The organism is Allobosea sp. BK604 (genome assembly GCF_004341515.1).
In the GTDB taxonomy this organism is placed as follows: domain Bacteria; phylum Pseudomonadota; class Alphaproteobacteria; order Rhizobiales; family Beijerinckiaceae; genus Allobosea.
Window position 1 is genome coordinate 307,772 of record NZ_SLZF01000005.1, and the last position, 22,826, is coordinate 330,597.

A 22,826-nucleotide genomic window follows, 5' to 3' on the forward strand; every position below is an offset into this window, starting at 1 on the left:
GAACGCCATCAACGGCGATCGAGATAATACGGCATATAGTTGCCATCAGGCCCATAGATCGTCATCGCGACGTCGCAGAGGCGATCTCCGGTCTGTTCCATCTCCTGCCGCACCCGCGACATGGCCGCGGTGACGCCGCGCTTGATCTCGTCCGGCGACAGCCCGGCAGCCTTCGGCATCTCCTCTCGCGCCCATCCGGGCTTGAGGTCGGGGCAACGCTCGAGTGCGAGCTGGGTGCGGGCGAGGCTCAGGATGACCGCCTGTGCCAACGATGAGTCCTCCGCCCTCGCGCAGGGCACCGAACCGATCAGCAGCCACGCTCCCAGCGCGACGTAAAGCCGTTTCATGGTCGCCCGGACAGCAGCTTCGTCATGCTCGGGCGTGAGCCGCCACTGCCGGTTCGTGCGGCATCGGCCGGCTGCGCCCGGCGGTCAGGAAGGAGTGGATCTGTGCGATGACGGCGGCACCTTCGCCGACGGCGGCGGCGACCCGCTTGGTCGAGCCGGCACGGACGTCCCCGACGGCAAAGACACCAGGGCAGTTGGTTTCGAGCGGCAGGCGCTCGCCCTCGCCGGCGCGCTCGCCCGTGAGGACAAAGCCGTTTCCGTCGAGCGCCACACAATCATCGAGCCAGCGCGTATGAGGATCGGCACCGATGAACAGGAAAAGGTGGCGCGACGAGCACTCCCGGAGCGCACCGGTCCGGCTGTCCCGAAACGTCGCCCCGGTCAGGCCTGTCGTCCGGTCGCCGTGCAAACCGGCGATCTCGCTGCCCATATGCAATTCGACATTGGGCAACGCGGCGATCCGGTCGATCAGGTAGCGGGACATCGTCTGCTCGAGCGGCCGGCGCACCACCAGGTGCAACTGCCGGACCTGCGGCGCGAGATAGGCCACGGCCTGGCCGGCCGAGTTTCCGCCGCCGACGAGCACGACGTCCTGGCCGGCGCAAAGCCGCGCCTCGACGGGCGATGCCCAGTAGGACACGCCGGCCCCTTCCAGATCTGCAATGTTGGGAATGGCGGGCTGCCGGTAGCGCGCTCCCGAAGCGATGACGATGGTGCGCGAGCGCGCCGTGCCACCGTTGCTGAGTTCGAGGGTGAACGGGGCTTCCGCCTCCGCGCCGTTGCAGCGGAGCAATTCGACGGTCAGCGGAATGGCGAGCTCGGCGCCGAACTTGGCCGCCTGGTTGAAGGCCCGCCCTGCGAGTGCCTGTCCGGAGATGCCGGTCGGAAAGCCGAGATAGTTTTCGATCCGGGCGGATGCGCCGGCCTGGCCGCCGAAGGCTCGGCTGTCCAGGACCAGGACGGACAACCCTTCGGACGCGCCATACACGGCAGTGGCGAGCCCGGCCGGCCCGGCCCCGATGACCGCCACGTCATAGATCGTCTTCGCGTCGAGATCCGGTGTGATGCCGAGGCAGGAGGCGGCATCCGCATTGCTCGGGCTCCTCAGCACCGTGCCGTTCGGACAGATCATCAGGGGAAGATCTTCGTGGGCGACGCCGAGCCGCTCGACCAGTTCGCGCCCCTCGTCCTCGCAGGCGGCGATGACGGTGTGGGGGTAGCCGTTGCGGGTGAGGAATCCCGACAAGCCGACGATGGCCGGATCATCCCGGCGTCCGACCAGGATGGACCCGGCGCCGCCGGTCTGCCCCGCCTCGATCAGCATGACGCGCCGGAGGATGAAGGCGCGCATGATCGTTTCCCCGACATCGGCCGATCCGATGACGAGCGCGCGCAGATGCGGCGCATCGAAGGGGACCGCGGTCGCACCGTCGTCACCCGCCACGACCGACATGAGCGCTGGACGGCCGGAAAGCTGATTGGTCTCGCCGGTGAATTGGCCGGGACCGTAGGTGGTGACCACGGCCGCCTGGCCGGCTGCGCTGCGCCTGATCGCGTCGGCCGAGCCATCGAGGATCAACCAGGACGGCGCGTTGCGGTCGCCGATCTCGTAGAGGGTTTCGCGCGGGCCGAAGCTGCGCGGCGCAGCGCTCGCGAAGCGACGCGCCGTCGCGACCTGAAGGGCGGAGAGTGTCGGAAAAACCTGCTCTCGCCGAGCATCGCCGATTGGCATGTGGTGACCTCCGCGTCGACTATGCCACGTCTCGTGCATGCTATTCTGGTGCGTGCGCCATTCGATCAGATGGGGAGCCCGATCGCAATCACGCAGGCGCGAGCTGGGACGCCTTCGGCAAGGTCAGCGCGAAGATGAAAAGGCCCAGGAGCGTGAGCCCGAAGCCCGCCCATACGGCGGATAGCAGGCCATAGCCGGCTGCGATCGTCACGCTGCCCGCCCAGGCTCCGATGGCGTTGGCGACGTTGAGCGCCGCAAGGTTCATGGCGCCCATGAGCGTGGGCGCCTCCGGCGCGAGGCCGGTCAGGCGAACCTGGATCGTCGGGATAGCGACCATCATCGTCAGGCCGACGCCGAACAGCGCCGGCATCAGGATCCAGATCTGGCCGCCGCCGGCGGCCAGCACCGCGAGCACGATCAGGGCGCTGCCGAAGCCGACGACCAATCCGCGGGCGGGATAAGCGTCCGCCAGCCTTCCGCCGATCAGGTTGCCGGCGGTCATGCCGACCCCGAACAGCGCGAGCGCGATCGGAATCCAGACCTGATCGAGCCCGGCCGTATCGGTGACGAAGGGGCCGATGAAGGTGTAGACGGCGAAGATGCTGGCGACGCCGAGCGCCGCGACGAGCATCGTGGCCCAGACGGCCGGCTTGCGCAGCGACGCGAGCTCCTGCACCACGGGCCCGCCATGCAGCGCCTCGGTTCGCGGCACCCAGGCCCAAAGGGCAAGGAAGGCCAGCGCGCCAACCCCGGCGATGGTGACATAGGTGTTTCGCCATCCCACGCTCTGGCCGAGGAACGTCGCCAGCGGCGAGCCGATGATCGTCGCGACCGTCAACCCGGTCATGACCAGGGCAAACGCCTTTCCACCATGACCGGGCCCGACGATATAGGACGCGACCACGGCGCCGGCGCCGAAATACGCCCCTTGCGGCATGCCGCTGACGAAGCGCGCCAGTGCGAACATGCCAAGATCCGAGGCGACGGCCGACAGGACGTTGCCGATGATGAACAGACCCATCAGGCAGAGCAGAAGCGTCCGCCGGTTCAGCCGTGCCGCCACCAGCGTCACCAGGGGAGCGCCGACCACCACGCCAAAGGCATAGGCCGCGATCGCGTTCGTCGCCGTGGGGATATCGATGCCGAGGCTGGCCGAGAACAGCTGGAGGATGCCCATGCTCGCGAACTCGGACGTGCCGATGCAGAAGCTGCCGAGCGCGAGGGCAAACAGCGTGAAGCCGCGCCTGTGCCGCTCCGCTTCATCCGTGCAATGCACGGTCACGGCGGCACATTGGCCGCGATAGGCCTTGTCGAGCATCAGTGCCTCCATTCGCAGTGGCTATGCGGATCGTGCCGATCGATGCGGAGCAATCCGCGCAAGCATCCTGTCGGCGGACGGAGGCACCCTCGCCTTTGGTGCGTCCTCAGCCCGGACAGGGCTGCCCGGCAGCTCCCCACTGAGCCATGTCCCTGACATGATCCTCGAAGGTTCCGGGTGGCGTTGAGCGGCCTGCCCCGGGCTCCCATGCCCTCGGGATGAATCCGCTCAGAGATGCATCATGTCTCAGATGCTCGAGCAGGCCGACGGCGTTGCGGCCGCCGTTGCGCTTGGGATCCTTGAGCTGGGCACAGATTTCGGCGCCACTCTTGCCGTACCAGATGAAGTCGACCGGTGCGAGCTGCCAGTCGATGCCTGCCTGCAGGGGCGCCGGTGCGGGGGGATTGGGCAATGTCGACGTGATATGGCATGTCGAGCACGGAACGGTCTCGGCTCCGATGCGGCTTTGTCCGCCATGGATGTTCATGCCATGCACCCGCGATTTGCTTTCGCCGGCTGGCGTCCAGATCGGAACGGCCTTCGCATCGACATGGCAATTGGCGCAGCGCGGATGCGTCACCACCGCCTCGATTCTCGTCCAGGCCTGCAGCCCGTCGGCCCGGCTGACGCTGCCCGGCGGCAACGCATCCTTCGACTCCTCCTTGGCCAGGACGAAGCCCGTCAGGGCGACGATTGACGAACTGGCCAAGGTGAGCGCGATCAGAGTTGTCCTTCTCATGGTCCGCCCTCACACGAAATCGATGAACTTGTTGAAAGGCATTTCGCGGATGCGCTTGCCGGTCGCGGCGAAGATGGCATTGGCCAGCGCCGGTGCCGCAGGTGGGACGGGCGGCTCGCCGATGCCCCTGACCGTGTAGTCGTTCTCCAGGCCGCGCACCTCGATCGCCGGGCACTGGTACATGCGCATGGCCTCGTGGTGATTGTAGTTGGTCTGCTGCACGGCCCCCTTGGAATAGGTGAGCTCGCAGTTCATGGCGTGGCCGAGGCCCCAGACGACGCCGCCCTGGACGAGATTCTCGAAATTGACGGGATCGACGATCTTGCCGACATCAGCCGCCACCCAGACCTTGTCGATCCTGATGCCCGCGTCGGTCATCGTCACCTCGACGATCTCGGCGACCGCCGTTCCGAACGACTCGACAAATGCGACCCCGCGGCCTTTTCCGTTCCCCAGCGGCCCCTTCCAGTCCGCCATCTCGCCGACGGTTTCGAGCAGCTTCCGGTAGATCGGAATCTTGCACATCCGGATGCGCGCCATGAGCGGGTCGAGCCCCGCGGCATGGATCAGCTCGTCGATGAAACTCTCGGTAAAAAACCCGTTGGCGGAGGCCCCGACGGATCGCCAGGTCGTGGACGGCGACAGCCCCTGGATTTCGAAGCTCGTCGCGCGATAGTTGGGAATATCGTAGTAGACGTTCCAGATGCCGACCGCGAGCTGGCCATCGGGGTCCTTGGTGGGCGCGCCCATCCGCTCCTGGAGTTCCTTGAACGGCGCCGTCGCGGCCACCTGCAAATCGGCCGCAACGATCTTTCCATCCTTGACACTGCCGCGATACTTGCCCATCGCGATCTGCCTGGGAATATCCTGCCGGAAATCCTCTTCCCGCGAGAAGATCAGCTTGACCGGTGTCCCGCGCATCTGGTTGGCGATCTCGGCCAGGACCCGGATATTCTCGAATTCGAGGCGATGCCCGAAGCTCCCGCCCATCCATTCGTTGTGAAAGGTCACCTGTTCCGGTTTCAGGCCGATGGCCGTCGCAGCGATATACTGCACGGATTGCGGCGTCTGATGGCCGACCCAGATCTCCATGCCCTTGTCGGTCACGATACCGATGCCGTTGAGCGGCTCCAGCGGCTGATGACCGACATAGGGCGCGCGATATTCCGCCTCGATCAGCGTCCCGTCCTTCAAGCCGGCGTCGATATTGCCGTCATTGCGCCATTGCTTGGCGAGGAATTGCGGCGTGAAGGACGCGGCCGCGGTTTTCCAGTGGTCGGCCTGCTCGGCCGGGTACTTGCTCGGCTCCCATACGCAGTCGACAGCTTCGGCGGCCTGCATCGCGTACCAGCTATTCGTCGCGATGACCGCTATACCATTCGATATCCTGAGGATCGTCTTGACCCCCGGCATCGTCCGGGCCTTGCTCGCGTCGTAGGACTTGATCGGCTGACCCTTGTTGGGGTTCAGCTTGACGGCCGCGAAGACCATGCCGTCCATCGCCCGGTCGATCCCGAACTTCATCTCGCCGGTGACTTTCGGGCGGATGTCGAGCCGCTCCATCGGCTTGCCGAGAATTCGCCATTGCGATGGATCGCGGAGCTTGTCGACTGAAACCGGCGTGATCTTCGCCGCATCCGCGGACAGCGCGACATAGGGAATTTTCGTCCCGTCCGGCAGGATCACGCTTCCGGATTGCGTGCGCAGGTTGGCGGCGGGGATGCCGGTGCGCCTGGCTGCAGCCGCCTTGAGCGTTTCGCGCGCGATCGCGCCGGCCATGCGCAGCTTGTCATAGGTATCGGGAATCGTACTGGAGCCGCCGGTCATCTGCAGACCGGCCTTTCTCAGCCATTCCAGCGCGGCCGCGCGAGCCTTCTCGGCTTCGGGACTCTGGTCCGGCGCCATGAACGGCGCAAGCTCGTGGGCAAAGCCGGTATTGAAATAGGCGGGGCTCGGTCCGGCGAAGCGAATCTCGAACTGGTGGGGTTCGAGGTCCAGCTCCTCGGCGATCATGAGAGGCTGGATGGAACCGACGCCCTGGCCCTTGTCGGCATGCTGGGCAATCAGCGTGATCTTGTCCGGGCTGATCTCGACCCAGGGATTGAAGGTGACCGATTGCGGCCCGAGATGCGCCGCCAGCGGGTTCGCCGCGGCAGCAGCTGCCGGCACCTGCTGCGCCCCGGCATATTGCCCGAAAGCCACGCCTCCGGCGACCGCGACCGACCCGAAAACGAAGCTACGGCGGGACAGGTTTGACATCTCGCCCATGTCATTTCCTCCCCATTTTCTCGGCTGCCGCATGGATCGCGACACGAATGCGCTCATAGGTTCCGCACCGACAGAGGTTTCCGGACATGACCTGGTCGATGTCCTCGTCGGTCGGCTTCGGAATGGTCTTGAGAAGCGAAATGGCCTGGATGATCTGGCCGGTCTGGCAGTAGCCGCATTGCGGCACCTGATGCTCGATCCAGGCTTCCTGCACAGGGTGCAGCTTTCCGCCTCCGACCGCCTCGATGGTGGTGATCGCCTTGCCTGCGACGTCAGCGATGCGCGCCTGGCACGAGCGAACGGCCTTTCCGTCGATCTGCACCGTACAGGCGCCGCATTGCGCTATGCCGCAGCCATATTTGGGGCTGGTGATGCCAAGTTCGTCGCGCAGAACCCAGAGCAAGGGCATCTCCGGGACGACGTCTACTTGATGCTTGATCCCATTGACGGTGAGTTCGAACATGACAACGCTTTCCCTCGGGAGACGTTACTGGGCGTGACCACGAACGGAGGCCTTCTGCGGAGCCGTGCTCTGGCTGATGGCCGCGGCTGCCGCCTCGGCGACGGCAATGTCCTGTTCGACCGACCCGGCGCTGGTGCCGACCGCGCCGACGATCTGGTCGTCGACCGTCACCGGCAGGCCGCCGCCGAAGATCACGACATTGCCGCCGTTGCTTTGCTCGATCCCGAACAGCGGCGCGCCGGGCTGCGCCAGCTCGGCGAGATAATCCGTCGCCTTGTCGAACATGCGCGCAGTCTTGGCCTTGCCGATCGCGAGCTCGATGCTTCCCGCGAGCGCCCCGTCCTGGCGCGTGAAGGCGATCAGCGCGCCGCCGGCATCGACCACCGCGATATTGTAGGGGATTCCAAGGCTGATTGCCTTGGCCTCGCCGGCCGCGAGCATCTGCTTTGCGTCTGCCAGCGTCAGTGTATCGAGCGTGCGAGGCATGCGTCCGCTTTCCCTCGATGCGATTTCCAGCCCGCAACCCGACGTGAACGCACCGAGAGGCAGTCACATATTGCCCTCAGCAACCGGGTCCGAACTGCACGAATAGTGTCGTGGCGGCCGACCTATGTCCGGGCCGAGCGGCCCCGGCCTTTCCGTCTCGCCTGGCAGCAGAGTTAGCACCGAGGCGCTCGGGGCTGCGGTTAAAAGATGTAAAATTAAAAACTACCGCGGTGACCGCCCGGGCATTTTGACCTGTGAATGGGGGCGGCGTGGACGGCAGCGGCGCCCGAGGGCTAGGATCGTAGGGCGAGCGGATGCTGGTCAGAGGCGGTGGTTTGGTGACGAACAGCAGCTCAAGCGGCGCCCGGACGGTCGCAGCCCTGGCCAAAGCTTTCCGGGCAGGGCGCTAGACCTATGACAATGACCGGGAGATCAGACGAGGTTCTGTCGTTCGGCTCTTTCGAGCTCATACCGTCGCGGCGAATCCTGCTCGAGAACGACAAGCCCGTCGGCATTCGCAGCCGCGCCTTCGACATCCTCTGTCTGCTCGTCGAATCCTCCGGGCAGATCCTGAGCAAGGACGAGCTTCTCGCGCGTGCCTGGCCGAGCACTTTCGTGGCCGAAGCGAATGTTCGCGTCCAGATCAACGAGTTGCGCCGCGTCCTCGGCGATGGACGCCATGGCCGCAGATACATCGTCAACCTGCCCAATCGTGGCTACAGCTTCATCGAGACGGTGCACCGCAGGCCGTCTCCCTCGTCCGGGGCCCCTGCTCCCGCCGTCTATCGGGGCGGCCTCGGCCCTCCTCCGGCATGGCCGGGCAGGATCATCGGGCGGGATCGATCGATCCATGCGCTCGCGAAGCTGATCCAGCAGCGGCGGATCGTGACCGTCGTCGGCACGGGGGGCGTCGGCAAGACGACGCTGGTCCTCTCCGTGATCGCGCAGATGCGCGAGGGTGCAGACAGGCCTCCCTGGCAGAAGATCATCTTCGTCGATCTCGCCTCACTCTCCGAGGGGCACGCCGTTCCCGGTGCATTCGCCTCGGCGCTCGGTGTGGTCCTGGCCGGCGGCGATCCGCTGTCGAGCATCGTGCACTACCTGCGCGAGGAGGCGTGCCTCCTCGTCATCGACAATTGCGAGCACGTGATCGACCCGGTGGTCGACATCGTCGAGGCCATTTTGCTCCAGGCGCCCAATGTTTTCATCCTGGCGACGAGCCGGGAGCCGCTGCGCGTCGCCGACGAGTGGGTCTATCGACTGCAGCCTCTCGCCGCGCCGCCGGTCACGCCGACACTCAGCCTGGATGAGGCGCTGGCCTACCCCGCTGCCGCACTGTTCGTCGAACGCGTCTGCGCCCGGAGCGGCAGCATGGCCCTCGGCGATAGGGACGGCCGCTTCGTGGCCGAGATCTGCAGGCGCCTGGACGGAATACCCCTTGCGCTGGAACTTGCGGCCGGACGGTTCGAGGCGTTCGGTGCCCGCGGGCTTGCCGTCGTGCTGGACAATGTTTTCGCGGTGCTGAGCCGCGGCGAGCGCAAGGCTCTGCCGCGGCAGCAGACTCTCCATGCGACGCTCGACTGGAGCTTCAACTTGCTCACGGCGCGCGAGCGGACGCTCCTGCGCCGGCTCGCCATCTTTTCCAACCGGTTTACCTTGGCTTTCGCCCTGGCAGTCGCAGCCTGGGACGAGCTGAGCGCCGCGGATGTGACGGAGGGCATCGCCGATCTCGTCTCGCAATCGCTGATCAGCACGGCTCCGGCCACGGAAGACCCCTGCTTCATCCTGCTGGAGACCACCCGCGCCTATGCCCGCGAGAAGCTCGCAGCCGCGCCCTGCGCGGTCGAGGTCGCCGGAAGGCACGCAAGATTGTGCCTGGACCTGCTGGCCGAGGTCGATCGGCCAGCCGACGCGGGGCGGGCCGCCGATGAGCAAAGCCTGCTGCCTGACGTACGAGCGGCCTTGAACTGGGCCTTTTCGCCGAATGGCGACCCGGAATGCGGCGTCTCGCTGACGGTCGCCGCGATTCCTCTCTGGCTGCGCCTTTCGCTGGTCAGCGAATGCCGCGAGCGCGTCGAGGAAGCGCTCGCACGACATGGCGGCGACGAGGATTCCGGCGACGAAATCGTGCTGAAGCTGCAGACCGCCCGAGGCTGGTCGCTGATGTACAATGCCGGCACGGCGCGGGAGACGGGCGACGTGTGGAAGGCCGCTCACGGTCTCGCGGAAGAGCTGGACGACAACGACTATCGGCTGCGGTCTCTGTGGGGGCTCTGGGCAGGCCATATGAAGAGCGCCGCCTTCGAGATGGCGCTCGACAGTGCGTTCCAGTTCAAGAGCGCCGCGAGGCAATCGGCGGATCCGGACGATGTCGCGATCGGTGACAGGTTGATTGGAACCTCCCTGCATTTCCTCGGCGACCAGCCCGGCGCGCGCCATCACATCGAGCAGATGCTCGACCGCTACCCGGCGCCAGGCCATCGCTCCCACATCGCCCGCTACCAGGTCGCCCCACGCATCGCCGCCCTGATGACGCTGTCCCGCGTGCTGTGGCTGCAAGGCTATGCCGGCGCGGCCACGGACACGGCCGATGCCAGCCTCGCCGAGGCGCGATCCCTCGATCACCGCCTGTCGCTCTGCTACACGCTGGCCCAGTCCGCCTGCCCGATCGCGCTGCTGAACGGCGATTTCGAGCGGGCGGAACGCCTGATCGAAGAACTGTTCGAGGAAACGGCGCGGCACCGCCTCGATATCTGGCATATCTATGCACAGGCCTATCGCGGCCATCTGCAGTTCCTGCAGGGCGAGCCCGAGCGCGGCTTGCCGCTCATGCAGCACGCGGTGGACGAGCTCCGCAGCGCGCGCTTCATGCAGCACCACGCGGCGTTCGCTCTCGGCCTGGTCGAGGCGCTCATGTCCACCGGTCAATCAAATGCAGCCAATGCGCTGCTCGACGAGCAGCTTTCGTATCTCGCGCCCGGCAGCAGCCTGTGGGTGGCGCCTGAGATCCTGCGCCTCAAGGGCGAAATGGCATTACGCCTCGGCGACCAGGTTTCGGGCGAGACGCTCCTGGATGAATCGCTGATTCTGGCCAGGGAAACTGGCCAGGTGGGGTGGCATATCCGCTCCTGCCTGCAGTCATCCGCTGCCCCGGACGACCGGCTGCGGGCGGTCCGGCAGATCGTTCCAAGAGCGCTGCTCGGCCAATTCGAAGGCGAGTTGGCGGAGGCGAAACGCCACCCGTGACCTCATCTGCTCGACTGCGGCGAGGACGGCAGAATGTCGAGACCTCGCGCATCGCTGCCTTCGCCGGCTTCGGCAACAGCCTGAAGTGCGACTACAATGCCGGCACCCGGCGAGGCCGATCCGACCGCGACGCTCGCCTTCGCCGGCGCGAACCCGTTCACGGTCTCGGGCCTGCCGATCGCCAGGAACGCGGCGCTGATCGAGGCCGGACTTGATGTCGCGATCAGCAAGAGCGCGACGCTCGGGGTGTCCTATACCGGACAGCTAGCCAAGGATGCCCAGGACCATGCCTTCAAGGCTAATCTCGCCGTCAGGTTCTGATCGCGCAGGGGCGCGGTCCGAAAGGCGGAGCGCGCAATAGCCGCGCGATAGGCGAGGCGATGGAGGATTTGAGGGAGCGGTACGAGCGGGCCGTCCTCGCGCTGCGCGACCGAGCAGCTGAGATGCATCGGTCCGGAGCTTCGGCAGAGACGGTTGCCCGCGCTCTGCATGAGGAGAGACGCCGCCTGGCCGGCATCTTCAAGGAGATGACGCCCGAGCCGTTGCGAAGCCGGATCATTGAACGAACGATCCGCGTCTACGGCGACGCCCTGGGGCCGACAATCGACTTCCTGCGAGCCAGGGGAAAAACCTGGGAGGAGATCGCAGATGGCGCCACGCGACCGGGTTCTCCGATTTCCTAGCCCGGGGGAGCCGCGATGAGAAAGCAGTCGAGAACCTGTCCCTAACCCGCTGTCATTCCAGGGCATTGCCACGCGTCAGCCGCGCAATCAACGCAGACAAATGCGCTCCGCCCGCCGCCCCGCCCGACAGGCGCCTTGGAGTATTGACGCATTGTCTTCACGCGGACCGGCTTCCACTTCGCTCGAACATGCTCTGGCCGACGCGATCAGGCGACGGCAGGCTCGCCGATCGTAACCGTCAGCTGGCCCAGCCCTTCGATCGAACCGACCAGGACATTGCCGGGCAGGACCGCGCCGACGCCATGGGGCGTTCCGGTCATGATCAGGTCGCCAGGCTCGAGCGAGAAATAGCGCGACAGCGTCGCGATGATCTCGGGCGTGCGCCAGATCATCAGCGAGAGCACCGAATCCTGGCGCGCCACGCCGTCGACCTCGAGCTTGATCGCGCCCGAGGCGGGGTGCCCCACCTGCTCGACCGGGTAGACCGGCCCGCAGGGCGAGGAATGGTCGAAGGACTTCTTCAGCTCCCAGGGAATGCGCGGGCCCTCCGGCGTATCCAGCAGTTTCCGCCGGGTCATGTCGAGGCAGATGCCGTAGCCGAAGACATGCGAGAGCGCCTCTTCCTGCGGGATGTTGTAGCCGCCTGATTTCATCGCCACCATGAGCTCGAGCTCGAAATGGAAATCGTTGGTCATCGGCGGATAGGGCACCGTTCCCCCGTCCTGTACGATCGAATCCGTAGGCTTCTGGAAGATCAGCGGAAAGTCGCGCGTCTCGTCGCCGCCCATCTCGCGGACATGGGCGACATAGTTGCGGCCCACGCAATAGATCCGCCGCACCGGAAACCGCGCCGATGAGCCGATGATCGGCAGACTGGACTGAACAGGTGCGGGCACGGCGAATTCTGCGAGCGTGGACATCGAGCGACCATGGCTGATTGACGACAATCGCCGAGCATAGGGCGAGCGCGTGGCCTGTCCAGAGGATTATGCAGATTTTCTCAAAACATCGGCCAATCTGAATTTAATTGACACGCTCCCGTGATGATGCATCGTTTCGCCAAGGCAAGAAACAAGGGGAATGGCATGAAGCGTAGGCAGTTCATGACGGGGGCTGCGGCGCTGCCCCTCGCGCTCGCGGCACCCAGGGCGCTCGCGCAGGCAACGGACGAGCTCACCATCGTCTATCCGAGCCCGGGCGGGCTGGGCTATTTCGCGGTTTATTCTGCGATCGGCGAAGGCTATTTCGCCGAGGAGAAGATCAAGATCACCCCGCGCAGCGTCAACGGCTCGGCCGCGGCGATCCAGGCCTTGCTCGCCGGCCAGGCGCAGCTCGCCCATCCGGGCCCGGGGCCGCTGATGGCGGCGCGCGAGCGCGGCCAGGACCTCGTCTACATCTATAATTACTTCACGCGCAGCCAGTTCAACCTGGTCGTGCCCGAGACCTCGTCCTTCCAGAAGCCGACCGACCTCAAGGGCAAGATCATCGGCGTCGGCACGGCTGATGGCGCCGAAGTCGCCTTCGTGCGCTCGATCTTCGACGCGGAAGGCATGAAGGAGGGGCAGGACTACAAGTTCATCACGGTCGGCGAAGGCGGCATGGCGGTGGCCGGCTTCATGCAGAAGGCGATCGACGCCTATGCCTCGGATACCGCGGGAGCGGCGACGCTGAGCCTGCGCGGCATCAAGCTGCGCTCGCTGACGCCGCCGCGCTTCCAGTCCTTCTTCGGCAACGGCTATGTCGTGACCCGCAAATACCTGGACGAGAACCGCGGCATCCTCGAGCGCTTCGGGCGCGCGCTGGTGCGCGGCAGCAAGTTCGGCCTCGACCCGGCGAACAAGGCGGCCGTCCTGAAACATGCGCGCATGGGCAATCCGCAGCAGCTCGAGAACCTGCCCTTCGCGGAAGCGCTCATGGACGTCTATTACCGCCTGACGGCGCCGCTCGATCCCGCCAAAGGCTTCGGCTACAACAATCCCGAAGCCTGGGAGATGTGGCAGAAGACCCTCCTCGCCTCGGGCGATCTCAAGAAGCCGCTCGACGATCTCGGCAGAGCCTATTCCAACGATCTCGTGGCGGCCTGGAACGTGCCGAAATGACGTTGGCCTCCGTCGCAACGGCCGGGCCTGTCGCCCGGCCGGTCTATGAGCTCAGCCGGGTCTCGAAAGTCTATGGCGAGCGGGTCGTCGCGCTGGAGAGCGTCGACCTGAGCTTGCGCGAGGGCGAATTCCATTCGGTGATCGGCTCGAGCGGTTGCGGCAAGTCCACCCTGCTCAAGATCATGGCCGGGCTGACGCCTCCGTCCAAGGGCAGGGTCATGCTGGCTGGAACGCCGGTCCTGGGCGCGCGCCCCGATATCGGCATGATGTTCCAGCAGGCGACATTGTTCCCATGGCGCACGACGCTGCAGAACATCCTGCTGCCGATCGAGGTGCGCGAAGGGCGTGCCGCGGCAGAGGCCGCGGCGGCACGCGCCAGGGGCCTGCTCGAGCTCGTCGGCCTCAAGGGTTTCGAAGCGACCTATCCCTCGCAGCTCTCCGGCGGCATGGCCCAGCGCGCCGCGATCTGCCGGATGCTGATCTCCGAGCCGAACGTGCTCCTGCTCGACGAGCCTTTCAGCGCGCTCGACGAGATCACGCGCGATTTCATGAACATGGAGCTGCAGCGCATCTGCCGCGAGCGCAACGCCTCGGCCTTCCTGGTGACGCATTCGATCGCGGAGGCGGTGATCCTGTCCGACATCGTGCATGTGATGTCGGCCCGGCCCGGCCGGATCGTCCGCAGCATCGCGATCGACCTGCCCCGCCCGCGCACGCTCGAGATGGGCACGCTGCCGCGCTTCGGAGCCTATGTCAGCGAGATCCGCGCGCTGCTCGACAAGGGAGCCTTCCTGTGAGCCAAAACCCTGTGCGGCAAGCCTCGGTGGGGCAAGTAGCCGAAACACCGTCTGCCGGGCCCGACACCGTCTGGGTGGAGAAGGTCTCGCTCACCTCCAGGGTCCCGCGCTGGATCCTGATGCTCGGGCTGCTCGCCCTGTTCCTCGGTCTGTGGCAGGGCGTCACCGCCTCAGGAATCGTCTCGCCGCTGATCCTGCCCTCACCCGCGGACACGATCCGCGACATCGGCTTCGTCGGACGCAACCTCAGCTCCGGCGACTATATGCTGCCGGCCCTGTGGGTCACGGCCAGCGAGGTCGTCTGGGGCTTCGTCCTGGCGCTCGCGATCGGCGTCTCGCTCGGCGTCCTCGTCGGCGAGACCAGCTTCGGCGAGCGAGCCGTGATGCCCTATATCGTCGCGATCGACACCATGCCGAAGCTCGCCTTCGCGCCGCTCTTCGTCGCCTGGCTCGGCTTCGGTATCATGTCGAAAGTGGCGCTCGCCGCCTTCATCTCGGTCTTCCCGATCATCGTCGGCACGGCCGCCGGCCTGCATGCGGCGGACGAGAATGCCCGCATGCTGTTCAGGAGCATCGGCGCCTCGCGGCTGCAGACGCTGGTCAAGCTCAAGATCCCCACCGGCCTGCCGCAATTCTTCACCGGCCTGAAGATCGCGGCGATCAGCGTGGTCTCGGGCGCGATCGCCGGCGAGTTCCTCGGCGGTGGGGCAGGCTTCGGCGAGCTGATCCGGGTCGCGGCGTCGCAGCTCGATACGCCCCGGGTCTTCTCGCTTATCATCTATCTCAGCCTGCTCGGGCTCGCCATGTTCGGCCTGGTTTCCTGGCTGCAATATCGGTTCGTGTTCTGGCAGCGATCGAGTAACAGCATCTCCGCGAAGACATCGCGCACGGCAGCTTGAACCAGAGAACATGTATGGCGAAGGCCGGCGAGAAAACCACGCTGTCGACGACAGTTTACCAGAAGCTGCGCGGTGACATCATCAAGGGCGAATTCCGCCCGGGCGAGAAGCTGCGGATCGAGCCGCTGGCCGGGATCTATGGCGTCGGCAGCAACGCGGTGCGCGAGGCCCTGTCGCGCCTGTCGGCGGAACGGCTGGTCGAGCGCTACGAGCAGCGCGGCTTCGCCGTGCCGGCGATTGCGCTCGACGACTGGCGGATCCTGGTGCGCACGCGCTGCTGGCTCGAGACCAAGGCGCTCGAAGAGGCCATGGCCAATCGCACGGAGAGCTGGGAAGAGGCCATTGTCCTGTCGCTCCACCGGCTGTCCCGGTTCCGCTCCGACAAGGCGGATGAGAGGGGCGGCTGGGAGGATGCGCACCGCAATTTCCATCGCGCCTTGCTGGCGAATTGCGGTTCGCCCTGGCTCCTCGAATTCTGTGACGTCCTTGCCGACCACGCGACGCGCTATGTTTTCGTTTCGCACGCTTATGGCAACAGGAAGCGGCAGGGGTTCAGCGAGCACGAAGCCCTGATGAAGGCAGTCCTGCATGGCACCGCGGAGCAGGCCTGCGCCCTGCTCACCGCTCACTACATGAAGACATTCGAGAACGTTGAGGCTCTGTTCAAGGAAGGGTTGCTCGAAGAGTTTTCCGACTCAGGCAATTGAGCAGGAACGCGCGATAGCCGTTGCCAACGGAGAGCCGTCCAGGTAGCGCGCAGCATGCGCCTAGAGTTTTCCGCGTTTCTCCGAAACGCGAGAATTCCTTCTTTATTCGACGCATTTTCTTCACGCGAACCGGTGTCACTCCGCCCGCACATGCTCCCGGGCTTCTCCCGCTCCCCATTGCGGGGAGAGCAGACGCCGCCCCAATCGGCGCAGCGCACCGCATAGCTGGACCTTGGTCCAGTATCATCGAAACTCCACTCCGGGCTCGAATACCATCGAGTACTTGCGCGTAAAGATCATGACATCAGGGGAGCTCGCATGAAGCCCTGCCGCATGACGTGCTCGATCCCTGCTTTGACGAGCCTCTGCTTGTCGGGCCGTTCAGTTGCGCGGGCGCCGTCCTCGCCACGGCACCGCGCAACACGGACGGCTATTGGGCGGGCCTGAGCCAACATCATCCCAGCTCTCATCCAGGCGGAGAGGACTGCGTTGCCATTGTCCGCACGACATGATCGCTGGATCGGGGATTGATCCGCCATGGCCCTGCCCGCGGTTCGCGCCGATCGTCCGCTCTCGCTCTACGATGTGACCGCGACATCGCGCGACCGGCGCCTGGTCTTCTGCGTCATGGCAGTCATGCTTGCAGCCTTTGCCGTGACGGCGCCCTTCGCGAGCGTGCCACTGCCGCAATTCGTCAGTTTCAACCCTTCCGTAGAGGCAATCGTTTTCGCCAACGACCTCGTCACTGCCATCCTGCTGTTCGCGCAATACCTGATCACACGGACCCGTGCCATTCTGGCCCTCGCGATCGGCTATCTCTATACTGCGGCGATCGTCATCCCCCATATCCTGACCATACCAGGGGCCTTTACCGGACTGCTCGACGCCGACCCCCAGAGCAGCGCGTGGCTCTATTACGTCTGGAATGTCGGACTGCCGCTGGCCGTGATCGCCTATACGCTCCTCGGCGATAGCGCCGCCGCGACGGGCGCCAGCAGGCGTTCGACACTGGAGCATTTCCGCGCTTTTCCGAAGCGCGAAACTTTTCCATCTATTAGTGGCGACGCATTGTCCTCGCGCGAACCGGCCTCCGCTTCGCTCGAAAATGCGCGAGCCATCATTGCCTGGAGCGTCGTGCTGGTGATCGCCGTCGTCGGCGGGCTGACCTGGTTCGCGACGGCGGGCGTGCAGCACCTTCCGCCTCTCGTCATCGACGGCAGATACACGGCAACCACCATCTACATCGCCAATCCCACGGCCATTCTGATCACGATCATCGCACTGACAATACTCTGGCTCCGCAGTCGATCAGTGCTCGATTACTGGCTCCTGCTCGTGCTGGTTTCGCTGATCCTGAACTTCATGATTGCCGCTTTCTTCGCCTCGGAACGCTACAGCCTTGGATTCTACGCCTCGCGCGGGTTCACGGTGATCACCTCCACGTCCGTGCTGGCGCTGCTGCTGAAGGAGATGACGACCCTTTACACGCGCCTCGCCCGCGCCAACGCAACGCTGGAACGCGAGCGCAACAGCAAGCTCATGACCGTGGAAGCGGCGACGGCAGCCATCGCTCATGAAGTAGCCCAGCCTCTCCTGGCGATCATGACCAATGCCGGAACCTCGCTGGCGCTGCTCGACAGGGCGCCGCCCGATCTTCCGGAAGCGAGGGAAGCGCTGGAGGACATCGTCGCGGACGCAGAACGTGCCGGCGCAGTGCTCGACGGCATTCGTGCCGTCTTCAGGCGGGTCAACCAGGATCGTGAACTGGTCGACATCAACGAGATCGCTCTGGACGCACTGCGCTCACTGCGCGGCGAGTTGACCGATCACAGCGTCGTTGCCCGGCCCGAGCTTGCGACCGAAATGCCGCTCGTCGAAGGCAACAAGGCGCAATTGCAGCTGGTCATCTTCAATCTGGTCCATAATGCGGTCGAAGCGATGCTCGACGGGGCCGATCGCATCAGAATGCTGACACTGACCACCGAGCACCGGAAGAAGCCGAACGCCATCGTGGTGGAAGTCCAGGATTCGGGCTCCGGAATCGAGCCAGGCCGAATGGAAGGGATATTCGATGCATTCGTGACGACGAAATCGCACGGCATGGGAATGGGCCTGGCCATCTGCCGCATGATCATCGAACAGCATGGCGGCAGGCTGACCGCGTTCTCGGACGGCAAGAGCGGCGCGCTCTTCCAGTTCACGGTTCCCCTCAGGGCGACCTGCGAGAACGATTTTCGTCGCTAGAGCATTTCCGTGTTTCTCCGAATCGCGAAAACTCTCTAACCTTTTGTTTTGACGTATTTTCTTCACGCGAACCGGTATCCACTTCGCTCAAAAATGCTCTAGGACCTTATCTGGTGACCCGGTACGGCTACATTACTGTTCGTTCCGCACGATGTTTGGTCCTTTGTCAGTGAGGGAGCCTGTGGCGATGAAGGTGCTTGCTTTGGTGTTGCCCTTGCTGGTCGCGGCATCCCCTGCCCTTCCTCAATCGCGCCTGGATTCCCTGACGTCGAGCTGCCAGACCGCGAGACGAGCCGTCCAGGACGGGGGCGCGGTCATTATCGGCACAGGCCGGTTCGTCTACGACCGGTTCGTCCGCGACCAAAGCTATTGCCCCTTGTCGCAAATCACTGAACCGGCCTGGCTCCCGACCGCCAACGATCCGCAATGCTTCGTCGGTTATCGCTGTCGCGATCGCGGGCCTCGCGGCGGTTCCTAGAGCATTTTCGAGCGAAGTGGATACCGGTTCGCATGAAGAAAATGCGTCAAAACAAAAGGTTAGAGAATTTTCGCGATTCGTAGAAGCGCGAAAATACTCTAGAGCATTTTCGAGCGAAGTGCGGAAGTGCTCCAAAGCACGCGCCCGAGGCAGGATTTCTGTCAGCCCAGCTCTTCCCGTCGTTTCAGCAGTTCGTCGAGCTGGTCCTGCTTCTCGTTGATCGCGCTGGCGAGATTTTCCTCTTGCGCCGAGCCCGATGCTGCTGTGGCCAGCTCGGTCAGATCTGCAACCTGCCTGCGCAAAAGCGCAATCTGATCGTCCAGCGCTTCGTGATTTCCGTTGGCCATGAAGGTCCACCTTGTCGTCGTCGCAATGTCGCCCGGTAGAGGACGCCAAACCCCCCTTGGTTGTTCCGCGAATGTGGTCCCGAAGCGCGCTGCCCGATCGCGCCGTCGAGGCCGTGCGGCCGCGATCTGCGACCTTCGTCACGATGTCCGCGCCGCCATCGGTGCATCATTGGCGATCTTCGCGGGTCTGGAGGCGACATGATCGCGATGCTTGCCGTCATGATGTTCGCAGCCGGTTTCGTCGCGGGTGACGCGTTTGGCTCCCGTCGCTGGAAGCGGGCTGCGGACGAAGCGCTCGCGCTCGCAGCGGATGCAGTCTTACGAAGGCGCCCCAGGGAAACAGCCTGAGCGCCATGCCAGGCGGGGCAGAACGCGTGCCTTCCGGGCGAAGGGCTGGGAGGCGGTTCGGTCCTTACGACCCGATGCTGGCGCGAAGCGGCTGCAGTTCGTCGAGCAGCGCCCGCGCCTCCAGAAGGTCAGGCGTATCGAAGCCCTCGCCCATCGAGGCATAGGGTGCTGCGAGGATCTCCTGCGCCTGCGCATATTGCCCCTCCGCACGCAGATGCCGCGCGAGCCGCGTGGACGCCCGGAGCGTGAGGGCGAGAGCTCCTTGCGCCCTGGCGATCTCCACAGCCTGCCGAAAGCAAAGCGCCGCGGCGGGCCGATCCGTTGCGAGCAAGAGCTCGCCCTGGAGGAGACGCAGCCGCGTGTCGGCCCAGGTTTCCGCTAGGTCCTTGGCGACGGCATCGGCCTCTGCAAGGGCGGCGCTCGCCTCGTCCTCCCGGTGGGCCTTGACGCAGAGCTCGCCGAGGATCGCAAGATAATGCGGCAGCCTCAGTCCCGCGCCGGTCGCGCGCAGATCCCGCATGCCGTCACGCAGCTGCGCGATGCCACGATCGAGATCCCCCTCCTCGGCGGAGGCCCAACCCGCCATGATCGTGGCCCAGGCAAGGTAGTAGCCGAAACCATGCTCGGCGCAGAGTGCGAAGGCGGCATCGGCATGCACGCGCACCAGCGCCGGCTCGCGGCGGAACTGGTGCAGCATCGCGGCATAGGACAGGGCGGCAACGAGACTGAACGGGTGGTCGATCCGCCGGGATAGCTCGATCGCTTCACCGACAGCCAGCAGGGCGCGGTCCGCGAAGCCGAGATGCCAATTGACATGGGACGCGTAGGCGCGGCCTTGGACATGGATGTTGACGCCCAACGCGAAAGCGTGACCGGGGTCGCCGGCACGCTCTATCTTGCCGCGCGCCGCCTCCAATTGGCTCAGGGCCAGGCCGTGCCGGCCCAGATGGAACAGGGGGAAGCCCAGCGCATGATGGGCGTCGGCCTGGCGCACGAGGTCGTCGCCCCGTTCGACCAGCGCGAGCAGCTCGGCGCCGAGCTCGCTCGAGCGGGTCAAATGACCGCGCACATGGTGGACATGGCACAGGCCGCGCAGTGCGCGGGCGCGATAGCTGTCGTGCCGGTGCCGGCGTGCGAGCTCTTCGGCCCTGGCATAGGCCGTCTCGACCTGGGGCGCCCCGAAGCCCTCGGTTGCGATCAATGGCGGTCCGAGAGCAACCTGGGCCTCGAGTTCCTGGCGCTCGCGCCTCTCGCCCGGCGGCGCGTCCCCGAGCATGGCGAGCGCTCGCGTCAGGTGTCCGATCGCCTCCTTGTTGGCCGAGCGCTGCCGCGCCAGCTGGCCGGCACGCAGCCACCAATCGACGGCCCGGTCGTGAATCCCGGCCTCCGAGAGATGACGGGCGAGGAGTTCGGGCTGGCGCTCGACGACGGCTGGAAACCGCGCTTCGAGCGCGCTGGCGATGCGCGCATGCAGCAGCACCCGCCGGCTCTTGAGGAGGGTCGCATAGGCGACATCCTGGATCAGCGCATGCTTGAAGGCATAGGTCGCGTTCGGCGGCTGGCCGCGCCGGAAGACCAGATCGGAGCCGACCAGCCTGGCGAGCGCTTCGCTGAAGGTCGGCTCCTGCAACGAGGACACCGCGGCCAGAAGATCGTGCTCGAACTCGCGGCCGATGCAGGCGCCTGTCTGGGCCAGCTCCTTGGCCGGTTCGAGCCGGTCGAGCCGGGCGAGGAGCGAGTCCTGCAAGGTCGAGGGAATGGCGAGCGCGGTCGGCGCGCCGATAAGCTCGAGGTGGTCGCCGCGGTCTCGCAACAGGCCGGATTCCAGGACCGTCCTGGTCAGCTCCTCGACAAAGAGCGGGATACCGTCCGTCTTGCTGGTGATCTGCGTCAGCACATCCGCCGGCAATGCCTTTCCGCCGACGACCCGGCCGGCGATCATCGCCACGTCGCCACGAACGAGCCGCGAGAGCGAAAAGGACGTGACGTGGGCATGACCGGTCCAGGGCGGACTGAACTCGGGCCGGAAGGTGATCACCACGAGCGCCCTCAGGCCCTGCACGCGTTCGGTCAGAAGATCCAGGAGTTCCATCGTCGAGGGATCGATCCAGTGCAGGTCCTCGAAGACGGCGAGCACCGGCTGCCGGCAAGACAGGGCTTCGAACTGCCGAAGCAGGATCTCGAAGGTGCGCTGTTTCTGGCGGCCGGGCGTCGGGTCCAGGGTGGCGCGGGGGTCCGCGACCGGCAGCGACAACAGGGCGGCCATGAGCGCCTGTGCGTCTTCGTCGAGGCGCCTTGCATAAGGGGCGAGGAAGCTCTCCAGCTTGCCGAGCTTCTCCTGCGCCCCGTCCTCGCGCGTGAAGCCCGCGGCCCTCTCGAGCTGCCCGATCACCGGGAAGAGCGCACTGTTGATGTGATAGGGCGAACAGAAATGGTTCAGCACGGCGACGGGCTCCCCGGCGAGCGCTTCGCGCAGCGCCAGGATGATCCGCGACTTGCCGATTCCAGGTTCGCCGGACAGCAGCACCACCTGCCCCTCGCCGGCCTTGGCCCAGCGCCAGCGCTCGAGAAGCAGCGTCAGTTCCGCCTCGCGCCCGACGATCGGCGCCAGCTCGCGGACATGCAGCGCCTCGAAGCGGCTCGCCGCGCGACCGGGGCCGAGCACGCGAAACGCCCGGGTCCGCGCCGCCAGTCCCTTGAGCGACGGGAACCCGAGATCCTCGACCTCGAACAACGCCCCCAGCAGCTCTCGCGTGCCCTCGCCGATCACCACCTCATTGGGCCGCGCGAGCGTTTGCAGGCGGGCGGCGAGATTCGGCGTCTCGCCGACGACCGCCTCCTCCCGGGCCGCCCCCTCGCCGACCAGGTCGCCCACGACGACCAGGCCCGTGGCGATGCCGACCCGGGCTGCGAGCGGTTCGCCGGCCGGGCTCGCCAGGCGCCCGACCGCCTCGACGGCCGCCAGGCTGGCTCGCACGGCGCGCTCGGCCTCGTCCTCGTGCGCCCTCGGCCACCCGAAATAGGCGAGCACCCCGTCGCCCATCAATTTGGCGACATGGCCTTCGAAGCGCGTGAATCCAGCGGTCACCGCGTCCTGGTAGGCGCGCAGGAGCTTGCTCATGTCCTCGGGATCGAGCCGGGTCGAGAGAGCTGTCGAGCCGACCAGGTCGACGAAGACGACCGTCAGCTGCCGCCGCTCGGCTCCGCTTCGCGCTGGCTCCGCCGGCCGGAGCGCGGCCGGCGCCAACCCGGCGGCCGGATCATGGGCCGGGCCGTCGCCGCGCAGGCTTGCGATGGCCGCCAGGAGCTTGCGGCGATGGCCGATCGAGGTGATGCCGAGGCCGAGCAGGTCCTCCGCCGTCAGCTCGGGCAGGATGTCGATGCCGATGTCGTTGTCGCGGAACGCCTGCTCGTAATGCGAGAGCTGCAAGCCGCGCAGCCAGGTACCGATGTCCCAAGTACCGATGTCCACATCGATCCTCCACCAGTCGCCCCCGGCACGTCGCGACGCATGTAGCTCGACACCGAGGGCAAGCGGCCTGGATCAGGGCTCTGAAGGCGGCGCCGCGGCCGGCGGATCACGGCCTCGGCATCAACGTCACCCTTGCACCGGTCGGGCATTCCG

The 22,826-nt window shown here is 65.7% G+C and carries 20 protein-coding genes; 10 read left to right on the top strand and 10 right to left on the bottom strand.

Going from position 1 to position 22,826, the window contains the following annotated elements; translation table 11 throughout:
- Nucleotides 1-8 precede the first annotated feature (8 nt).
- The 7 genes from EV560_RS17365 to EV560_RS17395 form a co-directional block, all read right to left on the bottom strand.
- Nucleotides 9-347 carry a hypothetical protein gene (locus EV560_RS17365; RefSeq protein WP_131857037.1) on the bottom strand — a complete coding sequence of 113 codons (339 nt, stop codon included), beginning with the start codon at nucleotides 345-347 and terminating at the stop codon, nucleotides 9-11.
- 22 nt (nucleotides 348-369) lie between these two features.
- Nucleotides 370-2,079: an FAD-dependent oxidoreductase gene (locus tag EV560_RS17370; protein ID WP_131857038.1), complete on the bottom strand. Its 1,710-nt coding sequence runs from the start codon at nucleotides 2,077-2,079 to the stop codon at nucleotides 370-372.
- Nucleotides 2,080-2,167: 88 nt separating this feature from the next.
- The gene (locus EV560_RS17375) at nucleotides 2,168-3,397 is read right to left on the bottom strand and encodes an MFS transporter (RefSeq protein WP_131857039.1); all 1,230 of its coding nucleotides are present in this window, start codon (nucleotides 3,395-3,397) and stop codon (nucleotides 2,168-2,170) included.
- A gap of 106 nt (nucleotides 3,398-3,503) precedes the next feature.
- Complete coding sequence (locus EV560_RS17380) at nucleotides 3,504-4,136, bottom strand: hypothetical protein (protein ID WP_131857040.1); 633 nt, start codon at nucleotides 4,134-4,136, stop codon at nucleotides 3,504-3,506.
- Between the two features lie 9 nt (nucleotides 4,137-4,145).
- On the bottom strand, nucleotides 4,146-6,404 hold the full coding sequence (locus EV560_RS17385; protein WP_131857041.1) for a xanthine dehydrogenase family protein molybdopterin-binding subunit: 2,259 nt from the start codon (nucleotides 6,402-6,404) through the stop codon (nucleotides 4,146-4,148).
- A 1-nt stretch (nucleotide 6,405) separates the two neighbouring features.
- Nucleotides 6,406-6,867: a (2Fe-2S)-binding protein gene (locus EV560_RS17390; protein ID WP_131857042.1), complete on the bottom strand. Its 462-nt coding sequence runs from the start codon at nucleotides 6,865-6,867 to the stop codon at nucleotides 6,406-6,408.
- Nucleotides 6,868-6,891: 24 nt separating this feature from the next.
- Nucleotides 6,892-7,353 (bottom strand): GlcG/HbpS family heme-binding protein, encoded by a 462-nt coding sequence (locus EV560_RS17395; RefSeq protein WP_131857043.1) that lies wholly within the window; start codon nucleotides 7,351-7,353, stop codon nucleotides 6,892-6,894.
- Between the two features lie 420 nt (nucleotides 7,354-7,773).
- Between EV560_RS17395 and EV560_RS17400 the strand changes: the two genes are divergently transcribed.
- From EV560_RS17400 to EV560_RS17410, 3 genes are all read left to right on the top strand, one after another.
- A complete protein-coding gene (locus EV560_RS17400) occupies nucleotides 7,774-10,599 on the top strand; it encodes a winged helix-turn-helix domain-containing protein (protein WP_165923516.1) in 2,826 nt (941 codons plus the stop codon).
- Nucleotides 10,600-10,695: 96 nt separating this feature from the next.
- On the top strand, nucleotides 10,696-10,920 hold the full coding sequence (locus EV560_RS17405; protein ID WP_131857045.1) for an autotransporter domain-containing protein: 225 nt from the start codon (nucleotides 10,696-10,698) through the stop codon (nucleotides 10,918-10,920).
- A 59-nt stretch (nucleotides 10,921-10,979) separates the two neighbouring features.
- The gene (locus tag EV560_RS17410; RefSeq protein WP_131857046.1) at nucleotides 10,980-11,282 is read left to right on the top strand and encodes a cell wall-binding protein; all 303 of its coding nucleotides are present in this window, start codon (nucleotides 10,980-10,982) and stop codon (nucleotides 11,280-11,282) included.
- A 206-nt stretch (nucleotides 11,283-11,488) separates the two neighbouring features.
- Here the strand turns inward: EV560_RS17410 and EV560_RS17415 are convergent, their stop codons facing one another.
- Nucleotides 11,489-12,202 (bottom strand): fumarylacetoacetate hydrolase family protein, encoded by a 714-nt coding sequence (locus EV560_RS17415; protein ID WP_131857047.1) that lies wholly within the window; start codon nucleotides 12,200-12,202, stop codon nucleotides 11,489-11,491.
- A gap of 165 nt (nucleotides 12,203-12,367) precedes the next feature.
- Here EV560_RS17415 and EV560_RS17420 point away from each other — a divergent pair, with 165 nt between their 5' ends.
- From EV560_RS17420 to EV560_RS17445, 6 genes are all read left to right on the top strand, one after another.
- Nucleotides 12,368-13,381 carry an ABC transporter substrate-binding protein gene (locus tag EV560_RS17420; RefSeq protein ID WP_131857048.1) on the top strand — a complete coding sequence of 338 codons (1,014 nt, stop codon included), beginning with the start codon at nucleotides 12,368-12,370 and terminating at the stop codon, nucleotides 13,379-13,381.
- Nucleotides 13,378-14,178: an ABC transporter ATP-binding protein gene (locus EV560_RS17425; RefSeq protein ID WP_131857049.1), complete on the top strand. Its 801-nt coding sequence runs from the start codon at nucleotides 13,378-13,380 to the stop codon at nucleotides 14,176-14,178. The genes EV560_RS17420 and EV560_RS17425 overlap by 4 nt, the downstream gene beginning before the upstream one ends.
- Nucleotides 14,175-15,077, top strand: coding sequence for an ABC transporter permease (locus tag EV560_RS17430; RefSeq protein ID WP_248312096.1), 903 nt, complete (start codon nucleotides 14,175-14,177; stop codon nucleotides 15,075-15,077). Before EV560_RS17425 ends, EV560_RS17430 begins: the two co-directional genes overlap by 4 nt.
- A gap of 14 nt (nucleotides 15,078-15,091) precedes the next feature.
- On the top strand, nucleotides 15,092-15,784 hold the full coding sequence (locus EV560_RS17435; RefSeq protein WP_131857050.1) for a GntR family transcriptional regulator: 693 nt from the start codon (nucleotides 15,092-15,094) through the stop codon (nucleotides 15,782-15,784).
- 537 nt (nucleotides 15,785-16,321) lie between these two features.
- Entirely contained in the window at nucleotides 16,322-18,028 is a 1,707-nt protein-coding gene (locus tag EV560_RS17440) for an MASE4 domain-containing protein (protein WP_131857051.1), read from the top strand.
- A 187-nt stretch (nucleotides 18,029-18,215) separates the two neighbouring features.
- Nucleotides 18,216-18,506 (top strand): hypothetical protein, encoded by a 291-nt coding sequence (locus tag EV560_RS17445; protein ID WP_131857052.1) that lies wholly within the window; start codon nucleotides 18,216-18,218, stop codon nucleotides 18,504-18,506.
- A 161-nt stretch (nucleotides 18,507-18,667) separates the two neighbouring features.
- Here EV560_RS17445 and EV560_RS17450 read toward each other — a convergent pair whose 3' ends face one another.
- On the bottom strand, nucleotides 18,668-18,853 hold the full coding sequence (locus tag EV560_RS17450; RefSeq protein WP_131857053.1) for a hypothetical protein: 186 nt from the start codon (nucleotides 18,851-18,853) through the stop codon (nucleotides 18,668-18,670).
- Between the two features lie 198 nt (nucleotides 18,854-19,051).
- Here EV560_RS17450 and EV560_RS35810 point away from each other — a divergent pair, with 198 nt between their 5' ends.
- The gene (locus EV560_RS35810; protein WP_165923517.1) at nucleotides 19,052-19,201 is read left to right on the top strand and encodes a hypothetical protein; all 150 of its coding nucleotides are present in this window, start codon (nucleotides 19,052-19,054) and stop codon (nucleotides 19,199-19,201) included.
- Between the two features lie 64 nt (nucleotides 19,202-19,265).
- Here the strand turns inward: EV560_RS35810 and EV560_RS17455 are convergent, their stop codons facing one another.
- Entirely contained in the window at nucleotides 19,266-22,673 is a 3,408-nt protein-coding gene (locus EV560_RS17455) for an AAA family ATPase (RefSeq protein WP_248312097.1), read from the bottom strand.
- Nucleotides 22,674-22,826: the final 153 nt, after the last annotated feature.